The organism is Bacillus sp. MMSF_3328 (assembly GCF_030733525.1).
Classification (GTDB): Bacteria; Bacillota; Bacilli; order Bacillales; family Cytobacillaceae; genus Bacillus_AB; species Bacillus_AB infantis.
In genome coordinates, this window is sequence record NZ_JASHIV010000007.1 from 127,914 (window position 1) to 142,731 (window position 14,818).

19 protein-coding genes and 2 pseudogenes are annotated in these 14,818 nt (G+C 45.1%); 17 read left to right on the forward strand and 4 right to left on the reverse strand.

Features of this window, described 5'->3' with window-relative positions; genetic code table 11:
* Positions 1–21 precede the first annotated feature (21 nt).
* The 3 genes from RBB45_RS13775 to RBB45_RS13785 are packed head-to-tail and all read left to right on the forward strand — an operon-like array spanning position 22 to position 2,504.
* On the forward strand, positions 22–693 hold the full coding sequence (locus RBB45_RS13775) for a response regulator transcription factor (protein ID WP_306009755.1): 672 nt from the start codon (positions 22–24) through the stop codon (positions 691–693).
* Complete coding sequence (locus RBB45_RS13780) at positions 690–2,066, forward strand: sensor histidine kinase (RefSeq protein ID WP_094767851.1); 1,377 nt, start codon at positions 690–692, stop codon at positions 2,064–2,066. Before RBB45_RS13775 ends, RBB45_RS13780 begins: the two co-directional genes overlap by 4 nt.
* Before the next feature lie 24 nt (positions 2,067–2,090).
* Positions 2,091–2,504: a hypothetical protein gene (locus RBB45_RS13785; RefSeq protein WP_022544600.1), complete on the forward strand. Its 414-nt coding sequence runs from the start codon at positions 2,091–2,093 to the stop codon at positions 2,502–2,504.
* Positions 2,505–2,539: 35 nt separating this feature from the next.
* On the opposite strand, the gene arr is transcribed toward RBB45_RS13785, so the two are convergent.
* Positions 2,540–2,956, reverse strand: coding sequence for an NAD(+)--rifampin ADP-ribosyltransferase (arr, locus tag RBB45_RS13790; RefSeq protein WP_224948622.1), 417 nt, complete (start codon positions 2,954–2,956; stop codon positions 2,540–2,542).
* Between the two features lie 188 nt (positions 2,957–3,144).
* Between arr and RBB45_RS13795 the strand changes: the two genes are divergently transcribed.
* Both RBB45_RS13795 and RBB45_RS13800 read left to right on the forward strand, forming a co-directional pair.
* The gene (locus RBB45_RS13795; RefSeq protein WP_009794602.1) at positions 3,145–3,978 is read left to right on the forward strand and encodes a YitT family protein; all 834 of its coding nucleotides are present in this window, start codon (positions 3,145–3,147) and stop codon (positions 3,976–3,978) included.
* Between the two features lie 69 nt (positions 3,979–4,047).
* A pseudogene (locus RBB45_RS13800) lies at positions 4,048–4,363 on the forward strand (hypothetical protein); the annotation flags it as partial.
* A gap of 29 nt (positions 4,364–4,392) precedes the next feature.
* On the opposite strand, the gene RBB45_RS13805 reads toward RBB45_RS13800, so the two are convergent.
* Entirely contained in the window at positions 4,393–5,163 is a 771-nt protein-coding gene (locus RBB45_RS13805) for an SGNH/GDSL hydrolase family protein (protein ID WP_009794601.1), read from the reverse strand.
* A gap of 107 nt (positions 5,164–5,270) precedes the next feature.
* Here RBB45_RS13805 and RBB45_RS13810 point away from each other — a divergent pair, with 107 nt between their 5' ends.
* The 10 genes and pseudogenes from RBB45_RS13810 (at position 5,271) to RBB45_RS13855 (ending at position 12,957) form a co-directional block, all read left to right on the forward strand.
* Positions 5,271–6,197 (forward strand): ABC transporter ATP-binding protein, encoded by a 927-nt coding sequence (locus tag RBB45_RS13810; RefSeq protein WP_022544598.1) that lies wholly within the window; start codon positions 5,271–5,273, stop codon positions 6,195–6,197.
* On the forward strand, positions 6,190–7,188 hold the full coding sequence (locus RBB45_RS13815; RefSeq protein ID WP_224948623.1) for an ABC transporter permease: 999 nt from the start codon (positions 6,190–6,192) through the stop codon (positions 7,186–7,188). The genes RBB45_RS13810 and RBB45_RS13815 overlap by 8 nt, the downstream gene beginning before the upstream one ends.
* A gap of 607 nt (positions 7,189–7,795) precedes the next feature.
* Positions 7,796–8,362 (forward strand): hypothetical protein, encoded by a 567-nt coding sequence (locus tag RBB45_RS13820; protein WP_148949990.1) that lies wholly within the window; start codon positions 7,796–7,798, stop codon positions 8,360–8,362.
* 119 nt (positions 8,363–8,481) lie between these two features.
* Positions 8,482–8,736, forward strand: coding sequence for a hypothetical protein (locus RBB45_RS13825; RefSeq protein WP_094767857.1), 255 nt, complete (start codon positions 8,482–8,484; stop codon positions 8,734–8,736).
* 87 nt (positions 8,737–8,823) lie between these two features.
* Positions 8,824–9,293, forward strand: a pseudogene (locus tag RBB45_RS13830) (DinB family protein).
* Between the two features lie 235 nt (positions 9,294–9,528).
* Entirely contained in the window at positions 9,529–10,056 is a 528-nt protein-coding gene (locus RBB45_RS13835; RefSeq protein ID WP_253618916.1) for a YceI family protein, read from the forward strand.
* Between the two features lie 45 nt (positions 10,057–10,101).
* Positions 10,102–10,527 (forward strand): MarR family winged helix-turn-helix transcriptional regulator, encoded by a 426-nt coding sequence (locus tag RBB45_RS13840; RefSeq protein WP_009794592.1) that lies wholly within the window; start codon positions 10,102–10,104, stop codon positions 10,525–10,527.
* A 125-nt stretch (positions 10,528–10,652) separates the two neighbouring features.
* A complete protein-coding gene (locus RBB45_RS13845; protein WP_009794591.1) occupies positions 10,653–11,246 on the forward strand; it encodes an NADPH-dependent FMN reductase in 594 nt (197 codons plus the stop codon).
* Between the two features lie 218 nt (positions 11,247–11,464).
* Positions 11,465–12,328, forward strand: coding sequence for a ring-cleaving dioxygenase (locus RBB45_RS13850; protein ID WP_306009756.1), 864 nt, complete (start codon positions 11,465–11,467; stop codon positions 12,326–12,328).
* A 20-nt stretch (positions 12,329–12,348) separates the two neighbouring features.
* Complete coding sequence (locus RBB45_RS13855) at positions 12,349–12,957, forward strand: flavin reductase family protein (RefSeq protein ID WP_306009757.1); 609 nt, start codon at positions 12,349–12,351, stop codon at positions 12,955–12,957.
* Positions 12,958–13,099: 142 nt separating this feature from the next.
* On the opposite strand, the gene RBB45_RS13860 is transcribed toward RBB45_RS13855, so the two are convergent.
* Positions 13,100–13,501: a hypothetical protein gene (locus RBB45_RS13860; protein WP_129613117.1), complete on the reverse strand. Its 402-nt coding sequence runs from the start codon at positions 13,499–13,501 to the stop codon at positions 13,100–13,102.
* A 63-nt stretch (positions 13,502–13,564) separates the two neighbouring features.
* Positions 13,565–13,723, reverse strand: a complete 159-nt coding sequence (locus tag RBB45_RS13865) for a hypothetical protein (RefSeq protein WP_165352622.1) — start codon at positions 13,721–13,723, stop codon at positions 13,565–13,567.
* Between the two features lie 189 nt (positions 13,724–13,912).
* Here RBB45_RS13865 and RBB45_RS13870 point away from each other — a divergent pair, with 189 nt between their 5' ends.
* The gene (locus tag RBB45_RS13870; RefSeq protein ID WP_101548634.1) at positions 13,913–14,392 is read left to right on the forward strand and encodes a DinB family protein; all 480 of its coding nucleotides are present in this window, start codon (positions 13,913–13,915) and stop codon (positions 14,390–14,392) included.
* Positions 14,393–14,453: 61 nt separating this feature from the next.
* A complete protein-coding gene (locus RBB45_RS13875; protein ID WP_253618910.1) occupies positions 14,454–14,807 on the forward strand; it encodes a YciI family protein in 354 nt (117 codons plus the stop codon).
* Positions 14,808–14,818 lie beyond the last annotated feature (11 nt).

The window sequence follows — 14,818 nt, forward strand, 5'->3', positions numbered from 1 at the left end:
TCGCCAATAGGAGGTCCGTTCATGAAAATCATGGTTGTAGATGATGATGTCCATATTCAAAAGCTTGTTTCCATCCATTTGAGCCGGAAAGGGTACCAGGTAGTCAAAGCGAATGATGGAGAAGAAGCTTTGAAGATATTAGAAGGGATGAACGTTGATTTAGCGGTGGTCGATGTGATGATGCCGGGAATGGACGGGTTCGAACTGACGAAGATTTTGTCAGAGGATTATGATATACCTGTGATTCTTTTGACGGCAAAGGGACAGCTGGATGATAAGGAGCGGGGCTTCTTGTCCGGATCGGAAGATTATATTGTTAAGCCCTTCGAGGTGAAGGAGCTGTTGTATCGTGTAGCTGTTGTCCTGCGGAGGATGGAGCGGACAATGGAAACAGTGATCAAGGCGGGGAATATGGTGCTGGATCGCAAGAACTTTGAGGTGATGATCAATCAGGAGACGATTCTTTTTCCGCTGAAAGAATTTGAATTGCTGAGCATTCTTGCTTCCCGCATTCCAAAGATTGCCCCGCGGGCCTTATTGATTGAGCAGGTATGGGGAATTGATTATGAAGGAAGCGAACAAACACTGAATACCCATATCAATCGGATCCGGGATCGCCTCAGGAAACATGGGGCGACGGTTGAGATTCAAACCGTGAGAGGGATTGGCTATAAGCTGGAGGCTATCGGATGAGGACGCTGTACCGGAAGTTTGTCGCTGCTGCCCTCTCGATCCTGGCTATCAGTATTATCACCGGTTTCTTCCTGGCAAACTGGGTATACACGGCCACGACCAAGCAGAAGATCGACAGCCAGAATGTCGAGATTGCAGAGGAGATCGTCTCGAGCATCGAAGGAATGCCAGGCCACCAAACTGCCCTGATATCCTATTTGGAATCGGTAGGGAAGCTGGGATATCAAGTGCTCGTGTTGAATGAGGAAGGGGAAAAACAGTTTTTTGGAGAGGCGTTTTCGAAGACAGATCTTCCAGGGGAAGCCCGGAAAGTATTGGATAAAAAAGAGATTTATCACGGGATGAGTGACGATTCCAGCCAATCCTTTATGATGGGCCACTTTTCTAATGATGTAGGGAATACGGTCGGGGTGCCGTTTACTTCTGATGGCCAGCAGTTCGCATTGTTTATCCGCCCAAATAATAAACTGCTTTTCTCTGATATCCATATGATTCTTGCCTGGTTCATTCTGGCTGTTTCGGTCGTCAGCATCATCGGAATGATTTGGTTTGCCAAGCATCTGATCCAGCCGATTACACAGCTGACAGAGGCGGTCAAAGAGTTGACCCGTGAAAACTTCCATTATGACCTGACGATCAATCGCCGGGATGAAATTGGCCAGCTTGCACAAAGCTTCACCACCATGCAGAGGCAATTACAGCATAATGATGAAGCCCGGAAATCCTTCATCAGCAATGTATCCCATGATTTCCAGTCACCGCTTATGAATATTCAGGGATATGCCGAACTTTTGAAGTCAGATGTGAATGAGACTGAACGGGTACAGTATTTGGAGATCATCAATGATGAATCAAAGCGGCTTTCTCATTTGACCAAACAATTATTGATTATGACCTCTTTGGATCAAAACGCGTACCCTATGAAGGTATCAGAGGTGCGGGCAGATAAGCAGATTAAACAGGCAATCCGCAGGTATCAATGGCTGATAGAGGAAAAAGAAATAGAAGTCTCGTATAATCTCGAACATTGTGTATTCAAATATGATGCCGAGCTGATGACGAATGTATGGGATAATCTCATGACCAATGCCATCAAGTACAGCAGTCCGGGAGACAGCATGTGGATTGGTTTGGAGAAAAGAGAAACAGACCTTGTGATTACATTTAAAGACACGGGGGCAGGGATGTCGGAGAAAGAGATGGATCAGATCTTTGACCGTTTTTATCGTGTTGATTCAGCGAGGAAGAAAGGAGGGACCGGCCTCGGTCTCTCGATCGTCAAGCAGATCATCGACCTGCATGATGGGAAAATCAGTGTTGCGAGCAAGCCTGGTGAGGGGACGGTTTTCACAATCACCCTTCCAGTTATATAAAAAAGCATAGTGGGGGAGAGGAAAATGGAACAAATCTGGAGTCTGCGGTTAATTCGATTTGCTGCCATCTTTGGCGTCATTGGCACTTATTTGGGGTCTCATATGGCAGGTCAGATGGATTATGCCCTCAGGCCGGTCCATGCGCATATTCTGCTGGTCGGCTGGCTTTCCGTATTCGCATGGGGAATATTCTATAAAGCTTATAAGATTAAATATAAAAAGCTGGTAGCCATCCATAGTATGCTGGGAATGGCGGGAGCATTGGGATTGACCGCAGGCATGTGGATGTACAACTTAAATCCCTTTCAGCTGAATGAAACATTTGTCATGGTCTTTTTCATCGTGGGCGGCACACTGCTCCTGCTGGCATTTTTATTATTTGTCGTTATTACCTTTATGGTGGAGAACCACGGGGACAGACCCCATGGCTCTTTTTGAAGCTTGGCCACGGGACTGTCCCCGTGGCCTTTGTTTTAATCGTAAATAAAAGCTTTTCCTTGTTCACGCAGCTTTTTTAAAGAGGCTAGCATATGATTTATTTCTTCGTCGGAATGTCTTTCCCATGTGCTTAGTTCTGCTGTTATTTTCAAAGGGGATTTAGACCTGTAAGAGCGAGTCGGATTGCCGGGAAATCTTTTGTCAGTTAAGTTTGGATCATTTTCAAACTCACCTAATGGTTCTACAATATAAATTCTTTCTTTTGAAGAGGATGCTGCTAATTCAGCGCCCCATTTGGCAGCATCCAATGTTGCAGTAAAGTATATATAATTTGATTTTTTATCCTGGTAATTTGATATGTGCTGCGGTTCTAATAAATCTCCAATTTTTAAGGCTGCTTTCGTGCCATGAAAAAAAGGTCCGTGATCTAAGACAGCTTTTTTGTCACTCATACGGATACACCTCTTATTTTAGATTTGTGATAACAGTATATTACTTGAACACCAAAATAAGAAGAGCCAGGGGGACAGGTCCCTTGGCTCTTTTTGAGGATGGGCCAAGGGACCTGTCCCCTTGGCTCCACTGCGGCCTTTCCTTTATGCTATAGTATTCTGGTATTCTAAAGGAACGGAGTGATCGTATGAATTCGACAGCAAAAGAAATTATCTTGATTATTATCGGATCCCTGTTCTTTGCACTTGGGGTGAATCTGTTCGCAATCCCAAATGAGCTGGGCGAGGGCGGCGTGACGGGGATCTCCATGACCCTCTTTTATGTATTGGACTGGTCCCCGGGCTACACGAACTTTGTGATGAACGGGATTCTGCTTGCCATCGGCTATAAAGTGCTTAATAAGCGGGTGACGTGGTACACCTTGCTTGCCATCTTCTTTACATCTGTATTCCTGCACTTCACAGAAGATATGGGGCGCTCGCTGGATATCATGCTGGGTACGGTATTCGCTGGTGTATTCATTGGCATCGGCCTTGGAATCGTGCTCCGATCCGGCGGTACGACGGGCGGGTCGACCATTGTTGCCCGCATGCTCAACCAGCGATTCGGCTGGGCCGTGAGCACGACCATGTTCGTGTTCGACATTCTCGTTGTTCTCGGATCGGCCTTTGTCATTGGGATTGAAAATACCATGTACACCGGGATCTCCATCTACATCAGCACCAAAATTCTTGATTATCTAATCGACGGCTTTGACACCCGGAAAGCCGTCACCATCATCTCCCCCTATACTGAGAGCATTGCTGAAAGAGTCAGCGCCGAAATGGACCGGGGAGCCACCATCATTAATGCACGGGGCCACTACTCCAAAGAATCCAAGGACATACTCTACGTGGTCATAAACAAGCAGGAGCTCTTCCTTCTCAAGAAGATGATCCAGCAGATCGATGAAAAAGCCTTCGTCGTGGTGCATGATGTGCGGGATGTGTTCGGTGAAGGATTTACATTTCCTAAAACATGAGCCAAGGGGACAGGTCCCTTGGCTCTTTTTTCATTTGAGCCGCGGGACCTGTCCCTGTGGCCCTGTTGTTTCCGTGAGGATGAATTTAAGGTCGATCAGATTGAACTGAATTTAGGTCCATATTATTCGGCATACAATGAGGTGCTAATCCGGCATACTAAACCATCTGGCGAACTTATTCCGGTTATGTATCAAGCGATAAACATATACTCAGAAATGCTGAACGTGACAATGCAGTAGTAAAGTATTTTATAAACATAAAGATCTATCAACAAAAGAATTGCTAATAAGGCTGGTTGAACTTTTCCCAACCGCAGGCTACGGAGATTTACAATCTATAGAGTTAATAAAAAACCAAGGGGACAGGTCCCTTGGCCCTTTGTGAAGCTGGGCCATGGGACCTGTCCCCCTGGCTCATTCAACAATGCTTTTTTCAATGATAAGATACGTACTATCTGCTATCTGCTGATAAGTAGTGTCATTCGGATGGAAGACATCGCTGGACAGGTCGCGTTTGGCATCAATGACGAGATTGAAGGTATCGACGACTTGAATGCCGTATTTCAAGCCCAGTGTGCGGGCTGATTCATTCCATTTTTGTATGATAGAATCGAATGATTCTCCGTCTGGTGATTGCTTGAATGGATTATACAGCCCCGTATAGAGGGTGACGGCATCGGGATTGATTTCGCGAATGTTTTTAAAGACTTTTTCCAGGTTGGGGATTTCGGTTTCCAGGATGCCGAGCGCGGTCTCTTCTGAATAATTGCTGAAGATTTCCCCGCTGTTAAACAGGTTGTTTCCCCCGATTGTAATAGTAATGATTTTGGCCTCTTTAAGCGTTCTCTGGACTTCCTTTTGTTCCAGCTGCTCCAGCAGGTCCTCGATTCTGGCGCCTCTTATGCCAAGGTTCTGATAGCGTTCAACGAGGTTATTCTCTTTGAGCTGATTCCCGGTCAGCGAGACAAAGCCTTCACCTTTTGATGAGCCAACACCTCTTGTTAATGAATCTCCGAGTGCAATATAAGTGTCGCCCGGGGTAGCAGGCGCTTCTTCTGATTTCGCCAATATCTGCGCCTGGGGAGGATTGGTAATATCCATATAGGCGCTGACAAGGCCGTAGCCAAACAGAACTGTCAAGCCAAGGGATAGTGTGATAAACAGCGGCCATTTCCATTTTTTCATCGTTTGACCTCTCCTTCTATCTTGATTGTATCAATCTTTTCCTTTATTGAGTATTCAAAAGAGTCACTGCCTGATTTTTTCGCTAAAATAGAACTTAGGGTGATGCTATGAGCGTAAAACCAACTGTTAGATTGGAAAATGTAACGAAAATCATAGGAAAGAAGACGATTATTGATCAAATATCATTTGAGATTTATCCGGGGGAAGTATTTGGGTTCCTGGGTCCAAATGGCGCCGGAAAAACGACTACCATCCGGATGCTTGTCGGACTCATCAAGCCAACGTCCGGGAAGGTTGAGATCTGCGGCTTTGATGTCGGAAAGCAATTTGTGAAGGCGATGCAGCGCCTCGGTTCCATCGTCGAAAATCCTGAGCTGTATAAGTATTTAAGCGGCCGCGAAAACCTGCAGATCTTTGCGCGGATGCTGCCTGGAGTCGATGAAGAACGGATACAGGAAGTCATTGACCTGGTTGATCTGACAGCAAGGGTTGATGATCAGGTGCGGACCTATTCGCTGGGTATGCGGCAGCGCCTGGGAATTGCACAAGCCCTGTTAGGCCGTCCTGATGTGCTTATACTGGATGAGCCTACAAATGGCTTGGACCCTATGGGAATAAAAGATCTTCGCACATTCATCAGGAAGCTGGTCGATGAAACAGGTCTTTCCGTTCTTGTATCGAGTCATATTTTAAGTGAGATTGAACTGCTGGCCGATCGTGTGGCGATAATGAGCCACGGGAAGATTGTAAAGACCGGCAGCGTAAGCGATCTGGTCAATTCCCTGTCATCAGGTGTGGACTGGAGAGTCAGTGATTCTTTCCGGGCGCTCGCCATTTTGAATGAGTCTCCCCATGTCCAGGCTGCAGAGCTGTACGATGACCATACAATCCACACGCTTATGGACGAAAGTAAAACTTTCATTCTGAATGAAGCCTTATTGAAAGCTGGTATTGAGGTATGGACAATCGAAAGAAAAGTGCAGACATTGGAAGACCTATTTATTAGTTTGACAGGAGGCGATCATATTGTCTAATCCGAATATGGCGGGCCTGGTCCGCAATGAAGTAATGAAAATCGCCTCCAAAAAACGCTTGCCGGTTGTCATACTTATTTTGATCATTCTGGTCTCCATGTTTACATACGCACAATACCGGGAGATACAGGAGAAAATTGAAAAGCAGGGCACTCTGGACTGGAGGGTGGACCTGCAGCAGGAGATTGTCGACCGGCAAAACCGGCTGGCATCAAGCGGAATCCAGGACGAGTTCAGGGAGTTCCTGGAATTTGACCTCAAGCAAAAGCAATATTATCTCGACAATGATATCAACCCGAACTATCCCGGGGCCCCTACGTTTATACGAATCTTCTTCTCACAGGGACTTACACTTGTCCTGCCATTATTCATTATTATCATCATGGCTGATATCGTGAGCGGGGAGTACAATGACGGCACCATCAAAACCTTGCTGTCCCGGCCTGTCAGACGGTGGAAAATCCTGATGGCCAAATGGCTGACCGTTTTGCTGTATACATCACTGCTTATGGCGGCAACGGTGATTGTCTGTTATGCCGTGTCAGGACTCATACTTGGCTATGACGGATGGACAGCCCCAATATTAACCGGATTCCAGGTTTCGGCCACTGGCGAATTTTCAACAGAATTCATCCATACCCTGCCGATGTGGGAGTACTTGCTCATGACAGTCGGGCTTGCCTGGGTGGTAACTGCTGTGGTTGGAACCATCAGCCTCATGATCTCTGTGCTCGTGAAAAACACAGCGACTGGAATAGGCGCGATGATGGCGGTGTTAATCGCCGGCACCCTGTTGAGTTCCATCGGGTCGAGCTGGACAAGCTCCAAGTATCTGGTGAACCTGAACTTTGATCTGATCAACTATCTGGAAGGCCAGGCACCGCCGATAGAAGGAATGACACTGCCATTTTCATTGATCATCATTGCCGTATGGACGGCTGCCTGCCTGGCTGTGGCATTTTGGAACTTTACTCAGAAGGATATGTATTAATGAGCCAAGGGGACAGACCCCTTGGCTCTTTTTGAGACTGGGCCGGGGGGTCTGTCCCCTTGGCTCCCCTTGGTTCCCCTTGGCTCCTAAGCTCAGAAAGATTAACTGGCATTCTGAACCAAGGGGACAGGTCCCGTGGCCCATTTTGCTGAGAACCGAGAAACCCTATCCATGTGGCATCTAGTCTAAAGAAGGGAGAGAAATTTATTGAGTGATAAACTTTACAATCTCATAAAAGTAATTTGTTTGGCAGTTATCGCCTAATCCAGTGTAATGATTGCGTTGGAGCTTATGAATATTAGACAGATCCTGCATTCGATTGGCCATTAGGTCCCAACAGGTTTACGGGCGAGTGTATAAGCTGGTTAGCAGAGATAATGCTGTAGAAATCGGGGTAGCTGTTGCTAATGGCCTGTTTGGTAATCAAGGAAGAACTATGGGTGACGATTGCAATTATGATAGCGAAAAAAGGTGAAATTACGGGTTGTCCATTTGCTGCCAGCAAGGCGGCTTTTTTTTATACCGAAAAATAAATGACCCAAAAATTGGAAACCTTTAGAGCTTGTGTCCGTATAAATTAGTCAAAAGAAAAAGGCGGGTGGTTTTTTTGGAAGTTATACAAACAAAAGATTTAAAGCCGAAGTATTTTGCTCTTGGCCTGATATTAGCCGTCAGTTGTTTGCCAATCAGTGTTTTAGGCGTTAATGCAATTCAGAAGTTTTATTTTCAGCCTGATTATCATCTGTTTTTCAGTACACCTAAGACAGCATATCTCCTGTTTATCATCGGATATTCCATCCTCTTTGTTATTCTGGCTTTACTTTTAAGTATAGCCGATTCAAAGTTTAAGCCTCTGCTGATTCTATCCAATATCCTCTTATCTGCGATTGCAGTCTTCTTCCTTTGGCAGTCCTTTCAAACCCATTCTTATCTGACCGAGGAGGGGTTAAAGGTAAAGGCGCCTTTTGCCCGCGAACAGAACTTTGAATGGGACAGCATTCAAAAAGTCACACAAATAAGCAAACACGGAGTTCCCTACAGATTAGAGTTTCATATAAAAGATGCCGGGACATACAAATTTGACCTGCAAAGTGAATTTATTGTGAAGAGAAGCGCCTTTTATTCGCTGCTTGCTGAACAGAATGTTGAAATTGAAAGCAGGCAGCCGGATTAAGAAGCAGCCTTAAGGTTCATGGCTGCTGCTGGGCCAAAAGGTGATCACAATTTTATGCCGGCCGGGGTGCCGGATGGTCAGCTTAGGGAGAAATAAAGAACAAAAGAGAGGGGATTTCCATGGAAAAAATCTTAGTGAAAACAGGAATCTATTCATTTATTATTCCATTTTTTATATTGGTGGCTTTTATGAAAAGGGTAGATGAAAGAACCAATTTGGAGGGATACACTTCAACTATCGAAACGCCATACGCAGAATACTTCTTTACTATATTCCGCTATTCTGTGATTGTTTCCCTTATTGCGGTAGGGGTGACATTTGCTTACTTGATGTCAGAAAAGAAAAAAGAAAATGAAGAGGAGCAAGGGAAGTGACCTTTCGCCTTGTCTGCTATTTAAGCAGGACTTATTAACGTTTTGGTGAAATTCTATACTGAATCAGCCATTAAAAGGAGGACAGGAATGAACCGAACTGAATTTCTGTTAAGGATGCTTGATACTACCTTCAACAAGGAGAACTGGTATGCGCCATTGAAGCCTGCCATAGAAGGGCTATCCGCTGAACAGGCCAGCTGGAAGCCGGAAGGGGCTGCGGTAAAATCCATATGGGAGAATGTAAACCATCTTATCTATTACAAAGAGAGACTTGCGGCGAATCTAGCGGGACGGGAGTGGACTCGAAATCTTGATGGTGATGAAACTTTTTCTCTCACCGGCCAAGTAAATGATGAAAAGGATGGAAAGCAGTCATAGAACGGGCAGAACTGGCCCATCACAGCGTAAGGAAAGCAATCATCCGGATTACGCCTGAAAGGCTTGAACAAAATGACCTTGAAGAAAAACTCTTAGACATCATGCTGCACGATGCTTACCATACCGGGCAGATTATTCAATTAAGGAAGATGCAAGGAACCTGGCCTTCTCAGCGCTAACAGTGGGCCAAGGGGACAGGTCCCTTGGCTCTCTCCTTAAAAATGGGCCAAGGTACCTGTCCCCATGGCTCAAAAAAAAATCTTTTAAATAGTTGTTGACTTCCATTCCCAATATATGATAAATTTATCTCGAATTAAAGATAATTTATTTCGGAATAAACATCGCAGCTTATTTTTTTGACAACATGTCTCGAATTCGAGATAAATAATAATTATATTTTGGAGGAGATTTTAAATGGCAAAGTGGACAGTAGATCAATCGCATTCAGCAGTAGGTTTTGAAGTGAAGCACATGATGGTTTCAAAGGTGAAGGGTTCTTTTGATTCTTATACAGCAGATGTGGAAGCAGCAGATTTGACAGATCTGACAACAGCTTCAATCGCATTCACATTCGATGTTGCAAGCATTAATACACGCAGCGAGGACCGTGAGAACCACCTGAAGTCAGCTGATTTCTTTGATGTTGAAAACTACCCGACGATTGATTTCAAATCAACAAACATCGTAAAAGACGGCGATGATTTTAAAGTAACAGGCGATTTAACTATCAAGGGCGTGACAAAGCCGGTCACTTTTGATGTAGAATACGGCGGCAAAGGAACAAACCCTTGGGGTGTTGAAGTATACGGCTTTGAAGCTGAAGCAAAAATCAACCGTGAAGAATTCGGCCTGACTTGGAACGCAGCACTTGAAACTGGAGGCGTACTTGTAGGCAAGGATATTAAAATCAAAGTGGAACTAGAAGTAAATCCAGCAGCATAATTAAGAGTTGAAACGGAAGAGCTGCCGGTTAAAGGAGAAAAACGTATGAATGATAAGTTGAAAGCTGTAACGGTCATACTACGTGCTTCCCAAGCCATTCAAGAAGCGATTCGCAAAGATGCAGCCAACTACGACTTGAATCCTACGGAATTCTCTGTTCTTGAGCTCTTATACCATAAGGGTGATCAGCCTATTCAGATGATTGGCAGGAAAGTTTTGATCTCGAGCAGCAGCATTACCTATGTGGTGGATAAATTAGAGCAGAAAAATTATGTGAGGCGCCAGGGGTGCCCAGAAGACCGCCGGGTCATATATGCGGTGCTGACAGCTGAGGGGAAGGCTTTGATGGATCATGTCTTTCCCCGGCATGAAAGCAAAATGGGTGAAGTGTTCGATGAGTTAAGTGCGGATGAAGTCAATCAAACGATTGATTTAATGAAAAAAATCGGCTGCAGGGCAGAACGCATTTAATTTTTTTTTGAAAACATATCTCGAATTCGAGATATGTTGAGCCAAGGGGACAGACATATTGGCCCAAATGAGCCGAGGTACCTGTCCCCCAGACTCTGGAGATATGTTGGAAGGGGAGCTATTCTATGGGTTTTTTAAATAAACTATTTGGAACAAAAAAAGAGGAGGAAGAGACAATGACAAAATTAAACATTGGTATCATTCTAGGTTCTACACGTGAAGGACGGGTAAGCCCGCAAGTAGGTGCGTGGGTGAAAGAAGTAGCCGACAAGCGCGGTGACGCGAACTATACCATCATTGATATCGCTGACTACAAGCTTCCATTGCTTGGCGAAGCGGGCGCAGATGCTTCTGGGGCTGCTGCATGGTCAGAAATCGTTGCCGCCCAGGACGGATTCATTTTCATTGTGCAGGAATACAACCACTCTATCACAGGCGCACTGAAAAATGCACTGGATTACCTGCGTGTTGAGTGGAACAATAAAGCAGCCGGAATCGTTTCTTACGGTTCAGTAGGCGGGGCGCGAGCTGCAGAACACTTGCGCGGCATTCTGGGTGAATTGTCAGTAGCTGACGTCCGCGTACATCCGGCACTGTCTTTATTCACAGACTTTGAAAATGGCAATCAGTTCAAACCAAAAGAAGTACAAGAGGATTCAGTCAATCAAATGCTGGATCAACTGATCCCTTGGTCAACAGCTCTTTCCACAATCCGCTAAGCGGCGGCAGAGTCTATTATATACAGGTGCAGCTTCATGCACCTGTATATATCCTAAATATAAAAAAGGGGTATAAAGGTTGAGCAGATCCTGATCAAGCCAATTGATCGATGTGCTCAGAAGTTATACGGCGAAAAGGGGAGCCAAGGGGACAGGTTCCATGGCCCAAGTGGGCCGAGGGACCTGTCCCCCTGGCTCAAACTGAAAGGAGAATATATATGAAAAAAGAGACAATGGGTATTCATCATATTACGGCGATTGTAGGGCATCCGCAGGAGAATCTAGATTTTTACGCAGGGGTGCTGGGCTTGCGCCTGGTCAAACAGACAGTGAATTTTGACGATCCGGGCACATATCATCTTTATTTTGGAGATGAAGGCGGGAAACCTGGGACTATCATCACCTTCTTCCCATGGGCCGGTGCCCGCCAAGGGGTTATTGGGGATGGCCAGGTTGGTGTGACATCATATATGGTTCCAAAGGGTGCCATGAGGTTCTGGGCAGAAAGGCTCCAGAAGTTTGAAGTTCCTTTTACAAAAATCGAGCGCTTTGGTGAGCAATACTTGGCATTTGATGACCCTCATGGGCTGCAGCTTGAAATTGTGGAAAGAGAAGAAGGGGAAGCGAACGCATGGGAATTCGGCGGCATTACTCCTGAAGTGGCGATCAAGGGCTTTGGGGGCGCGACGCTGTTATCGGCGGAGCCTGCAAAAACTGCTGACCTCGGCAATATCATCGACCTGAAATTGACTCCGGCCGGCCGCGGCCAGATGGGTGTCGGAACGGTGCACCATATCGCCTGGCGGGCAAGTGATGACGAAGATCAGCTGAGCTGGAGAAATTATATTGCTGAGAATGGATATGCTGTCACCCCAGTAAAAGACCGAAATTATTTCAACGCGATTTACTTCAGGGAGCATGGGGAAATTTTATTTGAGATAGCGACAGATCCTCCAGGCTTTGCACATGATGAATCACAGGCTACAATGGGAGAGAAGCTGATGCTTCCCGAGAAGTATGAGCAGTTCAGAGAGCAGTTAGAACATAGTCTAATCCCGATTAGTGTAAGAGAATTAGATTAACTTGCAAAGGAATGATTCAAATGCTTTCCATCGATCCTGTCAGCCTGCCGGAAAGAGAAAATTACAAATTTCTCATCGGCAGCATCATCCCTAGGCCCATTGCTTTTGTGACTACCCTCTCAAAGGGTGGTGTGGTGAACGGTGCACCATTCAGCTATTTCAACATTGTCTCGGCCAACCCGCCCATGATATCCCTATCCATCCAGCGTGCGCAGGGAAGGCAGAAGGATACAGCCAGAAACATTCTCGAGTCAAAGGAATTTGTGGTTCACATCGTTGATGAGCTCAATGTCGAAAAGGTCAATCAGACAGCGGCCAGCCTTCCTCCTGACCAGAGCGAAATAGAGGCAGCAGGTTTTACAGCAGAGGCAAGCGAAAAAATAGCAGTACCTGGCGTAAAGGAAGCAAAAATCCGGATGGAGTGCGTGCTGGAACATGCCCTGGAGTTAGGTGGTACAGACTCATCTGGTACCGACTTTATCATCGGGAAGGTTGTACAATTCCATATAGAAGAAGATCTATATGACAAGGGACGAATCGACCAGAAGGGGCTTGCTGCCGTCAGCAGACTGGCTGGGAATGATTATGCCAGGATTGGCGAAGTTTTTACGATAGAGCGGCCTGAATGATAATATATAAAATTACTGGAACCCTAATAATATTAGGGTTCTTTTTATGCGTGCAAACAATTGAATAAAGCATATTAGTCGAGAAGCAGACATGCAAGGTGAATAGGATGCTGGCCTAAAGCAGCCATTAGGGCAATTTGGATTAATCCATTTTGATTATATAGGAAATAATCTCTTTTATTGTGTTTTTTCCAGCACTAACAAAAGTGTAAACGTTACAAAAAGAGTCTGTATGATGGTCTTCAAATTTCACAGTTCCATTAACGGATGCTGTTTTACCATGTGTAATGATATTTAATATTTCCACCTCAGTTATTTTTGGAGCAGCCTTCAAAGTGTTAGCGAGCTCTTCAAGACCTTGTATTGAGTTATCATTTACTATATTCCAGCAAATATCGTCACTTGCGTGTTCAGAAATAAAATGAAAATCGTTAGTAGCAGCAGCCATTATGAAATCATATAGAAACTTCTTTTTAGGTGCATTTCCACAATCTGCAGGGGCTGTTATTTTTATGCCTTGATATTCAGTGTGCATCGTTCCCATATGTCTCAGCCCCTTTTTATTCTTTTTCAATTGCCTTCCAGGGTGTGGCCGCCTGAAAATTATTTATTGAAAATAAACGCTCCCGCCTAAATTATCCTTCGTACTTTCCTTTAATGCTGAGGTGTTTATACTGCGCCCTTCCCTGCTGTAGTGAAAATCAATTAATTTCCCCAAACCTAAGAAAAAGGCTCCGATTGCCAGCAATATGATCCATAAAGGCATTACGCCCACCTCCTTTATCTATATATTAACATTTGTTGCCTGCATATACTTCTATTTATGTATTTTACTGGAAAATAATGAATGATGTTCTGATCAAGGTTTCTGTTATGCTCGCAATTTATCAATAAGGCAGGAAGTCAGGAAATTGCGGCGAATTAGTCATTATCTTATCAAAGGAGTGTGGCAAGTATGCCTCATGCTATTGATCTGCTGGCCGACCAGTTGTCAGCAAATGCGAATGATCCGAGCTGGTATGTTCCTTTTTCAGAAGCTGTTGAAGACTTATCAGAAAAAGATGCTTTTTGGAAGCCGAATGAGGAGAGCAACAGCATCGCCGAATTGGTCCAGCATCTTATTTATTGGAATGAAACCTGGCAAAAGAGGTATCAAAAGGGTCACGTCAATGCAGTTGCGCCAATTGGGAGCAATGATGAAAGCTTTGGGATACCGGAAAATAAAACATTCAGTGATTTAAAGGAGCGGCTGTTAGAGGTGCTATTTCAGTGGCAGGATCTGCTTTCCGAGGAAAAGCTGGAAAGTGAAGTGGAAGGGTTTCCTGAATCGGCAGAATGGTGGGCTATTATTGGAAATCTATGCACGCACAATGCGTATCATATTGGGCAGATTGTCTATGTACGGAAGCTGCAGGGCAGTTGGAGGCATAGTTAGTTTTTATCGGAGTCGAATGTAAAAAAGACAAATCTAATTTGAGAAAAAGGAGGAGGTTTTCATGCTCTTTATGCTCATCGTCAAAGCCTCAAAGAATTCGGAAGGACGTAATCTTCCCAGCCCTGAACTAATGGAAGCCATGACGAAGTACAATGAGGACCTAGTTAAGGCAGGTGTAAGGGTTATGGCGAAAGGCCTTCATCCCAGTTCAGATGGGATGCGCATTTCTTTTCCGAAACCGGGAGAAGATCCGGTGATTACAGAAGGTCCATTTGCTGAAACGAATGAATTGATCGCCGGATTCATTTTGATTGATGTGAAGTCAAAGGAAGAAGCCATCGGTTGGGCTAAGCGGATGCCGGACCCGCAGGGAAATGGGGAAGGGCAAATTGAATTTAGGCAGGTGTTTGAGTGAGGTGCGAGTGC